This is a genomic window from Pseudomonas sp. MYb2 (assembly GCF_002979955.1).
Taxonomy (GTDB): Bacteria; Pseudomonadota; Gammaproteobacteria; order Pseudomonadales; family Pseudomonadaceae; genus Aquipseudomonas.
Genome location: NZ_PCQC01000021.1, coordinates 16,258 through 31,326, shown reverse-complemented (window position 1 = coordinate 31,326; position 15,069 = coordinate 16,258). Strand labels below are relative to the sequence as shown.

Below are 15,069 nucleotides of genomic sequence, written 5' to 3'. Positions count from 1 at the left end.
GGGTACTCAGCGCAACATGCCGCTGCCGTAACCCTTCAGGTTGGCTTTCTTCATCAGGGATTCGTACTGGTGCGAAACGAGGTGCGATTGTACTTGGGACATGAAGTCCATCACAACCACGACCACGATCAGCAACGAGGTCCCGCCAAGGTAGAACGGAACGTTTGCTGCAACCACCAGGAACTGGGGCAACAGGCATACGGCCGTCATGTATAGAGCACCGAACATGGTCAAGCGGGTCAGAACGCCATCAATGTAGCGCGCAGACTGCTCACCTGGACGGATGCCCGGAATAAAGGCACCGGACTTCTTCAGGTTTTCCGCTACGTCTTTCGGATTGAACATCAACGCCGTATAGAAGAAGCAGAAGAAAATAATCCCTGCACTAAACAGCAGAATATTCAACGGCTGACCAGGAGCGATCGACTGCGAGATGTCCTGCAACCAGCCCATACCTTCAGACTGACCGAACCAGGCACCCAGCGAAGCCGGGAACAGCAAAATGCTGCTCGCGAAAATAGCCGGAATAACACCAGCCATGTTCACTTTCAGCGGCAAGTGGCTTGTCTGCGCAGCAAAAACCTTGCGGCCCTGCTGACGCTTGGCGTAGTGAACAGCGATACGACGCTGACCACGCTCAATGAACACCACAAAACCGATAATCGCTACTGCCAGCAAACCGATGGCAACCAAGGCGAAGATGTTGATATCACCCTGACGCGCAGACTCGAAAGACTGCCCGATTGCTCTCGGAAGACCGGCGACGATACCCGAAAAAATCAACATCGAGATACCGTTACCTACACCACGCTCAGTAATCTGCTCACCCAGCCACATCATGAACATCGCACCAGCCACAAAAGTGGATACCGCGACGAAATGGAAGCCAAAGTCACCAGTGAACGCAACGCCCTGCCCCGCCAGGCCAATGGACATGCCAATAGCCTGAACGAGAGCGAGGACGACGGTGCCGTAGCGGGTGTACTGGCTGATCTTGCGACGGCCAGCTTCACCTTCCTTCTTCAACTGCTCCAGCTGCGGGCTGACGGCGGTCATCAGTTGCATGATGATCGATGCCGAAATGTACGGCATGATCCCCAACGCAAAGATGCTCATCCGTTCCAGCGCACCGCCGGAGAACATGTTGAACAAGCTAAGAATGGTCCCCTCATTCTGTCGAAACAGGTCTGCGAGTCGGTCCGGGTTGATACCTGGAACCGGGATGTGTGCGCCTATTCGGTAGACGATAATCGCCAGGAACAGAAAACGCAGACGAGCCCAGAGTTCAGACATACCGCCTTTGCCGAGCGCAGAGAGAGCACCTTGCTTAGCCATTTATTCCTCGAACTTGCCGCCAGCTGCTTCGATAGCCGCACGCGCACCTTTGGTGGCGCCGATTCCCTTGCCGATAGTGACAGCGCGAGCCACTTCACCGGACAGCATGATTTTCACACGCTGTACGTTGACGTTGATCACGTTGGCATCTTTCAGGGACTGCACGGTGACGATGTCGCCTTCCACTTTAGCCAGCTCGGACAGACGCACTTCTGCGCGGTCCATGGCTTTCAGGGAAACGAAACCGAACTTCGGCAGGCGACGATGCAGCGGCTGTTGACCGCCTTCAAAGCCTGGAGCGATGGTGCCACCGGAACGGGAGGTCTGACCTTTGTGACCACGGCCACCAGTCTTACCCAAACCGCTACCGATACCACGGCCCGGACGATGCTTTTCGCGACGGGAACCCGGCGCTGGACTCAGATCATTGAGTTTCATCGATTAACCCTCGACACGCAGCATGTAGTAAGCCTTATTGATCATCCCGCGATTCTCGGGAGTATCCTGGACTTCTACAGTGTGACCGATGCGACGCAGACCCAGACCCTTAACGCACAATTTGTGGTTAGGGATGCGGCCGGTCATGCTTTTGATCAGCGTTACTTTAACGGTAGCCATGATCAGAAGATCTCCTTGACAGTCAGACCACGCTTGGCAGCGATGGACTCAGGAGATTGCATAGCCTTCAGACCCTTGAAAGTGGCGTGAACCACGTTTACCGGGTTAGTCGAGCCGTAGCACTTGGCCAGAACGTTCTGAACGCCAGCAACTTCGAGGACAGCACGCATAGCGCCGCCAGCGATGATACCGGTACCTTCAGAGGCAGGCTGCATGTACACCTTCGAAGCGCCGTGACCGGACTTCATTGCGTACTGCAGGGTGGTGCCGTTCAGGTCAACTTGAATCATGTTACGGCGAGCAGCTTCCATTGCCTTCTGGATCGCAGCAGGCACTTCACGTGACTTGCCACGGCCGAAGCCAACACGCCCTTTACCATCACCAACCACGGTCAACGCGGTGAAAGTGAAGATACGGCCGCCTTTAACGGTTTTGGCTACGCGGTTAACTTGAACCAGCTTCTCAATGTAGCCTTCGTCGCGCTTTTGGTCGTTATTTGACATAACTTAGAACTCCAGCCCAGCTTCACGAGCAGCATCAGCCAGCGCTTTAACGCGGCCGTGGTACTTGAAGCCAGAGCGGTCGAAAGCCACTTGCGAGACGCCAGCGGCCTTAGCACGCGTAGCGACCAGCTGGCCAACCTTTGTGGCCGCGTCGATGTTGCCAGTGGCGCCATCACGCAGTTCTTTATCCAAAGTCGAGGCACTTGCCAGGACTTTGTTGCCGTCGGCCGAGATGACCTGGGCGTAGATGTGCTGCGACGAGCGGAACACGCAGAGACGCACGACTTCGAGTTCGTGCATTTTCAGGCGTGCTTTGCGAGCGCGACGCAGTCGAGTAACTTTTTTGTCGGTCATTTGCTATGCCCTACTTCTTCTTGGCTTCTTTACGACGGACGACTTCGTCCGCGTAGCGCACACCTTTGCCTTTGTACGGCTCTGGTGGACGGAAGTCGCGGATCTCAGCGGCCACTTGACCTACCAGCTGCTTGTCGATGCCCTTGATCAGGATATCGGTCTGGCTAGGGGTCTCAGCGGTGATGCCTTCCGGCAGTTCGTAATCCACTGGGTGCGAGAAGCCAAGGGCAAGGTTCAGAACCGTGCCTTTTGCTTGCGCTTTGTAACCAACACCGACCAGCTGGAGCTTGCGCTCGAAGCCTTGGCTTACGCCTTGGACCATGTTGTTTACCAACGCACGCGTGGTACCGGCCATTGCGCGAGTTTGTTGATCGCCATTGCGAGCAGCGAAACGCAGCTCACCAGCTTCTTCAACAATCTCAACGGACGAATGGATGTTCAGTTCAAGAGTGCCCTTGGCACCCTTCACCGAAAGCTGTTGGCCTGCGAATTTTACTTCGACACCGGCTGGCAGCTTAACGGGGTTCTTAGCGACGCGAGACATGCTTATCCCCCCTTAGAACACAGTGCAAAGAACTTCGCCGCCGACACCGGCAGCGCGCGCAGCACGATCCGTCATCACACCTTTGTTGGTGGAGACGATAGACACGCCAAGACCGCCACGAACTTTCGGCAGATCTTCAACGGACTTGTACTGACGCAGGCCTGGACGACTAACGCGCTTCACTTCTTCGATAACCGGACGGCCTTCGAAGTACTTCAGCGAGATGGACAGCGACGGCTTAGCGTCGGTGGTGATCTGAAAATCCGCGATGTAACCTTCGTCCTTCAGGACTTTTGCTACAGCAGCCTTCAACGTGGAAGACGGCATGCTTACGACAGACTTTTCAGCCATCTGGGCATTACGGATTCGAGTTAGCATGTCCGCTAACGGGTCCTGCATACTCATGGGCTAGACGCTCCTAATACAGAAAAATTAGCCTTGCGGCTACTACTTGTCGCCGAGAACTTCCGGGCATGAAAAACACGGGCTCAGGCGAGCCGGTCATTCTAGACACACCCCAGAAATGAATCAAGCCCCAAAAGGGGCTTGATTCAGATTCAAGGCCACCGATGGTCAGGTTCTTGCGAACCCGAACATCGAGACTTTGACAGCAATTACCAGCTGGCTTTAACCAGACCTGGTACGTCACCACGCATTGCAGCTTCACGCAGCTTGTTACGGCCAAGGCCGAACTTGCGGTAAACGCCGTGCGGACGACCAGTCAGGCGGCAACGGTTACGCATGCGCGAAGCACTTGCGTCACGTGGTTGCTTCTGCAGAGCTACGGTAGCTTCCCAACGCGCTTCTGGACTTGCGTTCAGATCGACGATGATAGCTTTCAGCGCTGCACGCTTGGTGGCGTACTTGGCAACGGTGAGCTGACGTTTCAGCTCACGGTTTTTCATGCTCTTCTTGGCCATTTTCCTACTCCAATCAGTTGCGGAACGGGAATTTGAAAGCACGCAGCAGAGCGCGGCCTTCATCATCGTTCTTGGCAGTGGTGGTCAGGGTAATGTCCAGACCGCGGAGAGCATCGATCTTGTCGTAGTCGATTTCCGGGAAAATGATCTGCTCTTTCACGCCCATGCTGTAGTTACCACGACCATCGAAGGACTTGGCATTCAGGCCGCGGAAGTCGCGAACCCGAGGCAGGGAGATCGACAGCAGACGATCCAGGAACTCATACATACGCTCACGGCGCAGAGTCACCTTGACGCCGATCGGCCATCCTTCACGGACTTTGAAGCCAGCGATGGATTTACGAGCGTAGGTCACAACGACTTTTTGGCCGGTGATCTTTTCCAGGTCAGCAACAGCATGCTCGATGACTTTTTTGTCACCGACAGCTTCGCCCAGACCCATGTTCAGGGTGATTTTTGTAACGCGTGGAACTTCCATCACGTTCGAAAGCTTAAGTTCTTCCTTAAGTTTCGGTGCGATTTCCTTCCAGTAAATCTCTTTTAGTCGTGCCATGGTCTTCTACCTAGCAGTGTTCAAGCATCAACCGCTTTTTGGGTCGACTTGAAGACACGAATTTTCTTGCCGTCTTCTACTTTGAAACCAACGCGGTCAGCCTTGTTGGTTTCGCCGTTGAAAATGGCGACGTTAGAAGCGTCCAGTGGAGCTTCTTTTTCGACGATACCGCCTTGTACGCCCGACATCGGGTTAGGCTTGGTATGACGCTTAACCAGGTTCAGACCGCCAATAACCAGACGGTTATTTGCGAGAACCTTAAGCACCTTACCGCGCTTACCTTTGTCTTTGCCGGCGATCACGATGATCTCGTCGTCACGACGAATCTTTTGCATGTCGGATCTCCTTACAGCACTTCTGGGGCGAGCGAGACGATCTTCATGAACTTCTCAGTACGAAGTTCACGGGTCACTGGCCCAAAGATACGGGTGCCGATCGGCTCTTGCTTGTTGTTCAGAAGAACAGCAGCGTTGCCATCAAAGCGGATAATGGAGCCATCAGCACGACGTACGCCGTGACGAGTGCGGACCACAACAGCAGTCATCACTTGGCCTTTTTTCACTTTACCGCGAGGAATTGCTTCCTTCACGGTAACTTTGATGATGTCACCGATACCAGCGTAACGACGATGGGAGCCACCCAGCACCTTGATGCACATAACACGGCGAGCGCCGCTGTTATCGGCCACATCGAGCATGGATTGAGTCTGAATCATATAATTTCTCCGACCCCTAGTCCTTAGACTTCCACAGCGCGTTCGAGAACATCAACCAGCGCCCAAGACTTGGTCTTGGCCAAAGGACGAGTTTCACGAATAGTGACTTTGTCGCCGATGTGGCACTGATTGGTTTCGTCGTGCGCGTGCAGCTTAGTCGAACGCTTAACGTATTTACCGTAGATCGGGTGCTTTACGCGACGCTCGATCAGTACGGTGATGGTTTTGTCCATCTTGTCGCTGACAACACGGCCAGTCAGCGTACGGACAGTTTTTTCGGCTTCAGCCATGATCACTTACCTGCCTGCTGGTTGAGCACAGTCTTCACGCGAGCGATGTCACGCTTAACTTGCGAGAGCAGATGAGACTGCCCCAACTGGCCAGTTGCTTTCTGCATACGCAGATTGAACTGGTCGCGCAGCAAGCCGAGCAGTTGCTCGTTCAGCTGCTGTGCGGATTTTTCACGAAGTTCATTCGCTTTCATCACATCACCGTCCGTTTAACAAAGGCGGTGGCGAGCGGCAGCTTTGCAGCAGCCAGGGCAAAAGCCTCACGCGCCAGCTCTTCAGAAACACCCTCGATTTCATACAGGACTTTACCTGGCTGAATCTGGGCAACCCAGTACTCCACACTACCCTTACCTTTACCCATCCGAACTTCGAGTGGCTTCTTGGAAATAGGCTTGTCCGGGAATACACGGATCCAGATCTTGCCGCCACGTTTAACGTGACGGGTCAGAGCACGACGCGCTGACTCGATCTGACGAGCGGTGAGACGACCACGAGCTACAGACTTCAGCGCGAACTCGCCGAAGCTGACTTTGCTACCGCGCTGAGCCAGACCACGGTTGTGGCCTGTCATCTGCTTGCGGAACTTCGTACGCTTAGGTTGCAACATTTGGCGTACCCCTTACTTAGCAGCTTTTTTACGAGGCGCTGGTGCTTGTGGTTTCAGCTCTTCTTGGCGACCACCAATTACTTCGCCTTTGAAGATCCAAACCTTTACACCGATCACACCGTAAGTGGTGTGAGCTTCGTAGTTGGCATAGTCGATGTCGGCACGCAGGGTGTGCAATGGCACACGACCTTCGCGATACCATTCAGTACGTGCGATTTCAGCACCGCCGAGACGACCGCTCACTTGGATTTTGATGCCTTTGGCACCAATGCGCATGGCGTTCTGAACGGCGCGCTTCATAGCGCGACGGAACATTACACGACGCTCCAGCTGCTGAGCTACGCTCTGCGCAACCAGCATACCGTCGAGTTCCGGCTTGCGGATCTCTTCGATATTGATGTGCACAGGCACACCCATTTGCTTGGTCAGGTCCTGACGCAGTTTCTCAACATCTTCACCTTTCTTCCCGATAACGATACCTGGACGAGCGGTGTGGATGGTGATACGTGCAGTTTGGGCCGGACGATGGATATCGATACGGCTTACGGACGCGCTTTTTAGTTTGTCTTGGAGATACTCACGCACTTTCAGATCTGCGAACAAGTAGTCCGCATAAGTCCGACCGTCTGCGTACCAGACGGAGGTGTGCTCCTTGACGATTCCCAGGCGAATGCCAATGGGATGTACTTTCTGACCCATCTCTTCGACTCCGTTACTTGTCAGCAACCTTGACAGTGATATGGCAAGACCGCTTGACGATGCGATCAGCACGGCCTTTGGCACGTGGCATGATGCGCTTCAGCGAACGCCCTTCGTTGACGAAAACGGTGCTGACCTTAAGGTCATCAACGTCTGCGCCTTCGTTATGCTCGGCGTTGGCTACGGCCGACTCCAGCACTTTCTTCATGATCTCGGCGGCTTTCTTACTGCTGAAAGCCAACAAGTTGAGCGCTTCGCCCACCTTCTTCCCGCGGATCTGGTCGGCGACCAAGCGGGCTTTCTGGGCGGAGATTCGAGCGCCCGACAACTTAGCGGCTACTTCCATTTCCTTACCCCTTAACGCTTGGCTTTCTTGTCAGCCACGTGCCCGCGATAGTTGCGGGTACCGGCGAACTCGCCCAGTTTGTGGCCGACCATGTCTTCGTTAACGAGAACCGGGACGTGCTGACGACCGTTGTGTACTGCGATGGTCAGACCGACCATTTGTGGCAGGATCATCGAACGACGCGACCAAGTCTTAATTGGTTTGCGATCGTTCTTTTCCGCCGCCACTTCGATCTTCTTCAGTAGGTGAAGATCAATAAAAGGACCTTTTTTCAGAGAACGTGGCACTGTCGTATCCCTCTATTTACTTGCGACGACGGACGATCATTTTGTCGGTACGCTTATTACCACGAGTCTTCGCGCCCTTAGTCGGGAAGCCCCATGGCGATACCGGATGACGACCACCAGAGGTACGACCTTCACCACCACCATGTGGGTGGTCAACCGGGTTCATGGCAACACCACGAACGGTTGGGCGAACGCCACGCCAGCGCTTGGCACCAGCTTTACCCAGCGAACGCAGGCTGTGCTCGGAGTTCGAGACTTCGCCCAGGGTCGCACGGCATTCAGCCAGGACTTTACGCATTTCACCGGAACGCAGACGCAGGGTAACGTACACGCCTTCACGAGCGATCAACTGAGCCGAAGCACCAGCGGAACGAGCGATCTGTGCGCCTTTACCTGGCTTCAGTTCGATGCCGTGTACGGTAGAACCGACTGGAATGTTGCGCAGTTGCAGAGCGTTGCCTGGCTTGATTGGAGCCAGAGCGCCTGCGATCAGCTGGTCGCCAGCACTCACGCCTTTAGGGGCGATGATGTAGCGGCGCTCGCCGTCTGCGTAGCAGAGCAGTGCGATGTGAGCAGTACGGTTTGGATCGTATTCGATACGCTCGACAGTGGCGACGATGCCATCTTTGTCGTTGCGACGGAAATCGACCATACGATAATGCTGCTTATGACCACCACCGATGTGACGCGTGGTAATACGGCCATTGTTGTTACGACCACCAGTCTTCGATTTTTTCTCGAGCAGCGGTGCGTGAGGAGCGCCTTTATGCAGCTCCTGGTTGACCACCTTGACCACAAAACGGCGGCCAGGGGAAGTCGGTTTGCATTTAACGATTGCCATGATGCACCCCTTCCTTACTCAGCACTGCTGCTGAAATCGAGATCTTGGCCTGGCTGAAGGGAGATAACTGCCTTCTTCCAGTCATTACGCTTGCCCAGACCGCGAGCAGTGCGCTTGCTCTTACCCAGAACGTTCAGGGTAGTGACGCGCTCTACTTTCACGCTGAACAGGCTTTCGACGGCCTTCTTGATTTCCAGCTTGGTTGCATCAGTAGCAACCTTGAAAACGAACTGGCCTTTCTTGTCTGCCAGAACCGTAGCCTTCTCGGAAACGTGCGGGCCAAGCAGAACTTTAAATACGCGTTCCTGGTTCATCCCAGCAGCTCCTCGAATTTCTTCACGGCCGACACGGTGATCAACACCTTGTCGTATGCGATCAGACTAACTGGATCGGAACCTTGAACGTCACGTACATCAACGTGCGGCAGGTTACGAGCAGCCAGGTACAGGTTCTGATCAACAGCGTCCGACACGATCAAAACGTCGGTCAGGCTCATGTTGTTCAGCTTGCCCAGCAGATCTTTGGTTTTCGGAGTTTCAACAGCGAAATCCTGAACCACGACCAGACGATCAGTACGCACCAGCTCAGCAAGAATGGAGCGCATCGCTGCGCGATACATCTTCTTGTTCAGCTTCTGGGAGTGATCCTGTGGACGCGCTGCAAAAGTGGTACCGCCGCCACGCCAGATTGGGCTACGGATAGTACCGGCACGAGCACGGCCAGTACCTTTCTGACGCCATGGGCGCTTACCGCCACCACGAACGTCGGAACGGGTCTTTTGCTGCTTGGTACCTTGACGGCCGCCGGCCATGTAGGCCACGACTGCTTGGTGAACCAGCGTCTCGTTGAATTCGCCGCCAAATGTCAGTTCGGAAACTTCGATCGCTTGAGCGTCATTTACATTTAATTGCATGTCAGCTTCCCCTTAACCGCGAGCCTTGGCTGCTGGACGTACAACCAGGTTGCCGCCAGTAGCGCCAGGAACAGCACCCTTGACCAACAACAGATTGCGTTCAGCGTCCACGCGCACTACTTCCAGGGACTGCACGGTCACGCGCTCAGCGCCCATATGACCGGACATTTTTTTGCCCTTGAATACACGACCAGGAGTCTGGCACTGGCCGATAGAGCCTGGGACGCGGTGGGATACGGAGTTACCGTGGGTGTTATCTTGCCCGCGGAAATTCCAACGCTTGATCGTACCCTGAAAGCCCTTACCCTTGGACTGACCGGTTACATCAACCAGTTGACCAGCGGCGAAGATTTCAGCGTTGATCAGATCGCCAGCCTGGTACTCGCCTTCTTCAAGACGGAATTCCATGGTGGTGCGACCAGCGGCAACGTTCGCTTTAGCGAAGTGGCCAGCCTGAGCTGCTGTTACACGCGAAGCACGACGCTCGCCGACAGTGACTTGCACTGCACGATAGCCATCGGTCTCTTCAGTTTTGAACTGGGTGACGCGATTCGGTTCGATCTCAATGACCGTGACCGGAATGGAGACACCTTCTTCGGTGAAAATACGGGTCATACCGCATTTACGACCGACTACACCAATAGTCATGTTGTAAACCTCATGAGTGTACGGGGCTTTCACCCGCTATGGCCGCCCATTTCAGAGCGTTACACGACTAAGACCGAGTCTTAGCCGAGGCTGATCTGCACTTCCACACCGGCCGCAAGATCAAGCTTCATAAGAGCATCAACGGTTTTATCCGTTGGCTGGACGATGTCCAGAACGCGCTTATGAGTGCGGATTTCGTACTGGTCGCGCGCGTCTTTGTTGACGTGCGGAGAAACCAGAACGGTGAACCGCTCTTTACGGGTAGGCAGTGGAATTGGACCACGCACTTGAGCACCAGTACGTTTCGCGGTTTCCACGATTTCCTGGGTTGATTGGTCGATCAGGCGATGGTCAAAAGCCTTCAACCTGATACGGATTTGCTGATTTTGCATTGGATTTCAGACTCCGGCTGCTATTCCCACCGAGCGCAATACGCCCGTTAAAAGGAGGCGCAATTCTATAGACGCCCCAGATAGGTGTCAACCCAATAAAAAAGCCCCCGCTGAGCGGGGGCTTTCTCAAGTCAACAAGCAAACTCTATAAAAGAGATTACTCGATGATTTTGGCTACGACGCCAGCGCCGACGGTACGACCGCCTTCACGGATAGCGAAACGCAGACCATCTTCCATCGCGATGGTTTTGATCAGGGTAACAGTCATCTGAATGTTGTCACCTGGCATTACCATTTCAACGCCTTCTGGCAGCTCGCAGTTACCAGTCACGTCAGTAGTACGGAAGTAGAACTGTGGACGGTAGCCTTTGAAGAACGGAGTATGACGACCGCCTTCTTCCTTGCTCAGAACGTAAACTTCTGCGGTGAACTTGGTGTGCGGCTTAACGGTACCCGGCTTAACCAGAACCTGACCACGCTCAACGTCGTCACGCTTGGTGCCACGCAGCAGTACGCCGCAGTTCTCGCCAGCACGACCTTCGTCGAGCAGCTTGCGGAACATTTCAACACCGGTGCAAGTAGTCACGGTGGTGTCACGCAGACCAACGATTTCCAGAGGATCCTGAACACGAACGATACCGCGCTCGATACGACCAGTCACAACAGTACCGCGACCAGAGATCGAGAATACGTCTTCGATTGGCATCAGGAACGGCTTGTCGGTCAGACGTACTGGTTCTGGGATGTAGCTGTCCAGAGTTTCAACCAGCTTCTTGACGGCAGTGGTGCCCATCTCGTTGTCGTCTTTGCCTTCCAGAGCCATACGAGCCGAACCGATGATGATTGGAGTGTCATCGCCCGGGAAGTCGTAGGTGGACAGCAGGTCGCGAACTTCCATCTCAACCAGTTCCAGCAGCTCAGCGTCGTCTACCAGGTCAGCCTTGTTCAGGAAAACCACGATGTACGGAACGCCAACCTGACGGGACAGCAGGATGTGCTCACGGGTTTGAGGCATCGGACCATCAGCGGCCGAGCAAACCAGAATAGCGCCGTCCATTTGAGCAGCACCGGTGATCATGTTCTTCACATAGTCAGCGTGACCTGGGCAGTCAACGTGAGCGTAGTGACGGATCTTCGAGTTGTACTCAACGTGTGCGGTGTTGATGGTGATACCGCGAGCTTTCTCTTCCGGTGCGCTGTCGATCTTGTCGAAGTCAACGATTGCCGAACCGAAAACTTCGGAGCAAACGCGAGTCAGAGCAGCAGTCAGAGTGGTTTTACCGTGGTCAACGTGACCGATGGTGCCAACGTTGACGTGCGGTAGGGAACGATCAAATTTTTCTTTAGCCACGACAATTAACTCCTAGCCTAAAGGGGCTGAATCAGCCTTGTTTTTTGGTTACGGATTCGACGATGTGCGACGGAGCCGTATCGTATTTTTTGAATTCCATAGAGTAGCTTGCGCGACCCTGAGACATGGAACGAACGTCGGTCGCATAACCGAACATCTCACCCAGTGGAACCTCGGCACGGATAACCTTGCCGGACACTGTGTCTTCCATACCCTGGATCATGCCGCGACGACGGTTAAGGTCGCCCATCACATCACCCATATAGTCTTCAGGCGTAACAACCTCTACAGCCATGATCGGCTCAAGCAACTCACCACCGCCCTTCTGGGCCAGTTGCTTGGTCGCCATGGAGGCAGCCACTTTAAACGCCATCTCGTTGGAGTCGACGTCGTGGTAAGAACCATCGAACACGGTAGCCTTCAGGCCGATCAGCGGATAGCCGGCAACAACGCCGTTCTTCATCTGCTCTTCGATACCCTTCTGGATAGCCGGGATGTATTCCTTAGGAACCACACCACCTACTACTTCGTTCACGAATTGCAGACCTTCCTGACCTTCGTCAGCAGGAGCAAAACGGATCCAGCAGTGACCGAACTGACCACGACCGCCGGACTGACGAACGAACTTGCCTTCGATTTCACAGTTCTTCGTGATGCGCTCACGATACGAAACCTGAGGCTTGCCGATGTTGGCTTCGACGTTGAACTCACGGCGCATCCGGTCAACCAGGATGTCCAGGTGCAGCTCGCCCATGCCGGAGATGATCGTTTGACCAGTCTCTTCATCAGTTTTAACGCGGAAAGACGGGTCTTCCTGGGCCAGCTTGCCCAGTGCGATACCCATTTTTTCCTGGTCATCCTTGGTCTTAGGCTCTACGGCAACCGAAATAACCGGCTCCGGGAAGTCCATGCGAACCAGAATGATTGGCTTGTCAGCGTTGCAGAGGGTTTCACCAGTGGTGACGTCCTTCATGCCGATCAGGGCCGCGATGTCGCCAGCGCGTACTTCCTTGATCTCTTCACGGGCGTTTGCGTGCATTTGCACCATACGACCCACGCGCTCTTTTTTGCCTTTAACCGAGTTGATCACGCCGTCGCCGGAGGCCAACACGCCCGAGTAAACGCGGACGAAAGTCAAAGTACCCACGAATGGGTCGGTAGCGATCTTGAACGCCAGAGCCGAGAACGGCTCATTGTCGTCTGCATGACGCTCCATCTCTTCTTCCTCGTTATCAGGGTTGGTACCCTTGATAGCAGGAATGTCGGTTGGAGCAGGCAGGTAGTCGATAACGGCGTCGAGAACCAAGGGAACACCCTTGTTCTTGAAGGAGGAACCGCAAACAGCCAAGACGATCTCACCAGCGATAGTACGCTGACGCAGAGCAGCCTTGATTTCCACGTTGGTGAGCTCTTCACCTTCGAGGTACTTGTTCATCAGCTCTTCACTGGCTTCGGCAGCAGCCTCAACCATGTTGTTACGCCACTCGTCAGCCAGCTCCTGCAGTTCTGCAGGGATAGGCTTGCGAACAGGCACCATACCTTTGTCAGCATCGTTCCAGTACACAGCTTCCATGTTGATCAGATCGATCTGACCCTGGAAGTTGTCTTCGGAACCGATAGCCAACTGGATCGGCACCGGAGTGTGACCCAGACGTTGCTTGATCTGGCCGATCACGCGCAGGAAGTTGGCACCAGCACGGTCCATCTTGTTTACATAAACAAGACGTGGAACGCCGTATTTGTTGGCTTGACGCCATACGGTTTCCGACTGAGGCTCAACACCCGAAGTACCGCAGAACACAACGACAGCGCCGTCGAGTACGCGCAGGGAACGCTCAACTTCAATAGTGAAGTCAACGTGGCCCGGGGTATCGATTACGTTAAAGCGATGCTCGTCCTTGTACTGCTTCTCGGAACCTTTCCAGAAGGCGGTGATAGCAGCAGAAGTAATGGTAATACCACGCTCCTGCTCCTGCACCATCCAGTCTGTGGTCGCGGCGCCATCATGCACCTCGCCCATTTTGTGACTTTTGCCGGTGTAAAAAAGGACGCGCTCGGTGGTGGTGGTTTTGCCAGCATCCACGTGAGCGACGATACCGATGTTACGGTAGCGGCTAATCGGAGTAGTACGAGCCATAAAGCCCTCGCAAAATTAGTGAAGCTAAAATTAGAAGCGGTAGTGCGAGAAAGCTTTGTTAGCTTCAGCCATACGGTGCACGTCTTCACGCTTCTTAACAGCAGCACCTTTACCTTCAGCAGCATCCAGCAGTTCGCCAGCCAAACGCAGAGCCATAGACTTCTCGCCACGCTTACGTGCGAAGTCTACCAACCAGCGCATTGCCAGAGCGTTACGACGGGAAGGACGAACCTCGACCGGAACCTGGTAAGTAGCACCACCAACGCGGCGCGACTTCACTTCGACCAGCGGAGCGATGGCGTCGAGTGCTTTTTCGAAGAGTTCCAGGGGATCGGTGCCAGCCTTACGGGTCGCAACGGTTTCCAGGGCACCATAAACGATACGCTCGGCAACGGCTTTCTTGCCGCTTTCCATAACGTGGTTCATGAATTTGGCGAGGATCTGGCTTCCGTATTTCGGATCGTCCAGAATCTCACGCTTTGCTGCTACGCGACGTCTTGGCATGATAAGCCCTCAAGCGGTCTTCAGGTTAGCTCGGGACAGATCCAATGGATGCGTGCCCGACCTTACTCTTATCGACTCAATAAAATGAAAATCTGCAAAACGGCCGATTACTTCGGACGCTTGGTACCGTACTTCGAACGACCCTGGTTACGACCTTTAACGCCGGAAGTATCCAAGGAGCCGCGAACGGTGTGGTAACGAACACCTGGCAAGTCTTTTACACGACCGCCACGAATCAGTACCACGCTGTGCTCTTGCAGGTTGTGACCTTCACCACCGATGTACGAGGAAACCTCGAAACCGTTGGTCAGGCGCACACGGCATACTTTACGCAGTGCCGAGTTAGGTTTTTTCGGCGTAGTGGTGTACACACGGGTGCACACGCCACGACGTTGCGGGCAGTTCTGCAGCGCAGGTACGTCGGATTTCTCGACGATACGCTTACGCGGCTGACGTACCAGCTGGTTGATAGTTGCCATCTACTAGCTCCACTGTTGTCTTGCGACGCTATT

General features: G+C 54.4%; 26 protein-coding genes. All 26 read right to left on the bottom strand.

Annotated features, from left to right (window positions below):
- Nucleotides 1-6 precede the first annotated feature (6 nt).
- The 26 genes from secY to rpsL all read right to left on the bottom strand — a co-directional run bounded on the left by secY (nucleotide 7) and on the right by rpsL (nucleotide 15,036).
- Nucleotides 7-1,335 (bottom strand): preprotein translocase subunit SecY, encoded by a 1,329-nt coding sequence (gene secY, locus CQ009_RS25405; protein ID WP_003228718.1) that lies wholly within the window; start codon nucleotides 1,333-1,335, stop codon nucleotides 7-9.
- Nucleotides 1,336-1,773, bottom strand: a complete 438-nt coding sequence (gene rplO / locus CQ009_RS25400; RefSeq protein WP_011336169.1) for a 50S ribosomal protein L15 — start codon at nucleotides 1,771-1,773, stop codon at nucleotides 1,336-1,338.
- A gap of 3 nt (nucleotides 1,774-1,776) precedes the next feature.
- A complete protein-coding gene (rpmD, locus tag CQ009_RS25395) occupies nucleotides 1,777-1,953 on the bottom strand; it encodes a 50S ribosomal protein L30 (RefSeq protein ID WP_003176408.1) in 177 nt (58 codons plus the stop codon).
- 2 nt (nucleotides 1,954-1,955) lie between these two features.
- Nucleotides 1,956-2,456: a 30S ribosomal protein S5 gene (gene rpsE, locus CQ009_RS25390; RefSeq protein ID WP_064392263.1), complete on the bottom strand. Its 501-nt coding sequence runs from the start codon at nucleotides 2,454-2,456 to the stop codon at nucleotides 1,956-1,958.
- Nucleotides 2,457-2,459: 3 nt separating this feature from the next.
- A complete protein-coding gene (rplR, locus tag CQ009_RS25385; protein WP_003186037.1) occupies nucleotides 2,460-2,810 on the bottom strand; it encodes a 50S ribosomal protein L18 in 351 nt (116 codons plus the stop codon).
- A 10-nt stretch (nucleotides 2,811-2,820) separates the two neighbouring features.
- Nucleotides 2,821-3,354, bottom strand: a complete 534-nt coding sequence (gene rplF, locus CQ009_RS25380; RefSeq protein WP_003176412.1) for a 50S ribosomal protein L6 — start codon at nucleotides 3,352-3,354, stop codon at nucleotides 2,821-2,823.
- Nucleotides 3,355-3,366: 12 nt separating this feature from the next.
- The gene (gene rpsH / locus CQ009_RS25375) at nucleotides 3,367-3,759 is read right to left on the bottom strand and encodes a 30S ribosomal protein S8 (RefSeq protein WP_016772944.1); all 393 of its coding nucleotides are present in this window, start codon (nucleotides 3,757-3,759) and stop codon (nucleotides 3,367-3,369) included.
- 209 nt (nucleotides 3,760-3,968) lie between these two features.
- Nucleotides 3,969-4,274 (bottom strand): 30S ribosomal protein S14, encoded by a 306-nt coding sequence (gene rpsN, locus CQ009_RS25370; RefSeq protein ID WP_003228726.1) that lies wholly within the window; start codon nucleotides 4,272-4,274, stop codon nucleotides 3,969-3,971.
- 13 nt (nucleotides 4,275-4,287) lie between these two features.
- A complete protein-coding gene (gene rplE / locus CQ009_RS25365; protein ID WP_003176415.1) occupies nucleotides 4,288-4,827 on the bottom strand; it encodes a 50S ribosomal protein L5 in 540 nt (179 codons plus the stop codon).
- Between the two features lie 20 nt (nucleotides 4,828-4,847).
- Nucleotides 4,848-5,162, bottom strand: coding sequence for a 50S ribosomal protein L24 (gene rplX, locus CQ009_RS25360; RefSeq protein ID WP_003176416.1), 315 nt, complete (start codon nucleotides 5,160-5,162; stop codon nucleotides 4,848-4,850).
- Between the two features lie 11 nt (nucleotides 5,163-5,173).
- Nucleotides 5,174-5,542 carry a 50S ribosomal protein L14 gene (gene rplN, locus CQ009_RS25355; protein WP_002555479.1) on the bottom strand — a complete coding sequence of 123 codons (369 nt, stop codon included), beginning with the start codon at nucleotides 5,540-5,542 and terminating at the stop codon, nucleotides 5,174-5,176.
- A gap of 23 nt (nucleotides 5,543-5,565) precedes the next feature.
- Complete coding sequence (rpsQ, locus tag CQ009_RS25350) at nucleotides 5,566-5,832, bottom strand: 30S ribosomal protein S17 (protein WP_003176419.1); 267 nt, start codon at nucleotides 5,830-5,832, stop codon at nucleotides 5,566-5,568.
- A 2-nt stretch (nucleotides 5,833-5,834) separates the two neighbouring features.
- Entirely contained in the window at nucleotides 5,835-6,026 is a 192-nt protein-coding gene (gene rpmC / locus CQ009_RS25345) for a 50S ribosomal protein L29 (RefSeq protein WP_002555481.1), read from the bottom strand.
- A complete protein-coding gene (rplP, locus tag CQ009_RS25340) occupies nucleotides 6,026-6,439 on the bottom strand; it encodes a 50S ribosomal protein L16 (RefSeq protein WP_007896757.1) in 414 nt (137 codons plus the stop codon). The genes rpmC and rplP overlap by 1 nt, the downstream gene beginning before the upstream one ends.
- Before the next feature lie 12 nt (nucleotides 6,440-6,451).
- Nucleotides 6,452-7,138 carry a 30S ribosomal protein S3 gene (gene rpsC, locus CQ009_RS25335; RefSeq protein ID WP_003176422.1) on the bottom strand — a complete coding sequence of 229 codons (687 nt, stop codon included), beginning with the start codon at nucleotides 7,136-7,138 and terminating at the stop codon, nucleotides 6,452-6,454.
- 13 nt (nucleotides 7,139-7,151) lie between these two features.
- On the bottom strand, nucleotides 7,152-7,484 hold the full coding sequence (rplV, locus tag CQ009_RS25330; RefSeq protein ID WP_003103908.1) for a 50S ribosomal protein L22: 333 nt from the start codon (nucleotides 7,482-7,484) through the stop codon (nucleotides 7,152-7,154).
- Nucleotides 7,485-7,495: 11 nt separating this feature from the next.
- Nucleotides 7,496-7,771 carry a 30S ribosomal protein S19 gene (rpsS, locus tag CQ009_RS25325; protein ID WP_011336172.1) on the bottom strand — a complete coding sequence of 92 codons (276 nt, stop codon included), beginning with the start codon at nucleotides 7,769-7,771 and terminating at the stop codon, nucleotides 7,496-7,498.
- A gap of 16 nt (nucleotides 7,772-7,787) precedes the next feature.
- Nucleotides 7,788-8,612 carry a 50S ribosomal protein L2 gene (gene rplB, locus CQ009_RS25320; RefSeq protein WP_003228734.1) on the bottom strand — a complete coding sequence of 275 codons (825 nt, stop codon included), beginning with the start codon at nucleotides 8,610-8,612 and terminating at the stop codon, nucleotides 7,788-7,790.
- A 14-nt stretch (nucleotides 8,613-8,626) separates the two neighbouring features.
- Nucleotides 8,627-8,926, bottom strand: coding sequence for a 50S ribosomal protein L23 (gene rplW / locus CQ009_RS25315; protein WP_002555488.1), 300 nt, complete (start codon nucleotides 8,924-8,926; stop codon nucleotides 8,627-8,629).
- A complete protein-coding gene (gene rplD / locus CQ009_RS25310; protein ID WP_007918468.1) occupies nucleotides 8,923-9,525 on the bottom strand; it encodes a 50S ribosomal protein L4 in 603 nt (200 codons plus the stop codon). Before rplD ends, rplW begins: the two co-directional genes overlap by 4 nt.
- Nucleotides 9,526-9,537: 12 nt before the next feature.
- Nucleotides 9,538-10,173: a 50S ribosomal protein L3 gene (gene rplC / locus CQ009_RS25305; protein WP_003228738.1), complete on the bottom strand. Its 636-nt coding sequence runs from the start codon at nucleotides 10,171-10,173 to the stop codon at nucleotides 9,538-9,540.
- Nucleotides 10,174-10,253: 80 nt separating this feature from the next.
- Nucleotides 10,254-10,565, bottom strand: a complete 312-nt coding sequence (gene rpsJ / locus CQ009_RS25300) for a 30S ribosomal protein S10 (protein ID WP_003186070.1) — start codon at nucleotides 10,563-10,565, stop codon at nucleotides 10,254-10,256.
- Nucleotides 10,566-10,722: 157 nt separating this feature from the next.
- A complete protein-coding gene (tuf, locus tag CQ009_RS25295; protein ID WP_064392265.1) occupies nucleotides 10,723-11,916 on the bottom strand; it encodes an elongation factor Tu in 1,194 nt (397 codons plus the stop codon).
- Nucleotides 11,917-11,947: 31 nt separating this feature from the next.
- On the bottom strand, nucleotides 11,948-14,053 hold the full coding sequence (gene fusA, locus CQ009_RS25290) for an elongation factor G (protein ID WP_064392267.1): 2,106 nt from the start codon (nucleotides 14,051-14,053) through the stop codon (nucleotides 11,948-11,950).
- Between the two features lie 30 nt (nucleotides 14,054-14,083).
- On the bottom strand, nucleotides 14,084-14,557 hold the full coding sequence (gene rpsG / locus CQ009_RS25285; protein ID WP_007916467.1) for a 30S ribosomal protein S7: 474 nt from the start codon (nucleotides 14,555-14,557) through the stop codon (nucleotides 14,084-14,086).
- A 107-nt stretch (nucleotides 14,558-14,664) separates the two neighbouring features.
- Nucleotides 14,665-15,036 carry a 30S ribosomal protein S12 gene (rpsL, locus tag CQ009_RS25280; RefSeq protein WP_003186084.1) on the bottom strand — a complete coding sequence of 124 codons (372 nt, stop codon included), beginning with the start codon at nucleotides 15,034-15,036 and terminating at the stop codon, nucleotides 14,665-14,667.
- Nucleotides 15,037-15,069: the final 33 nt, after the last annotated feature.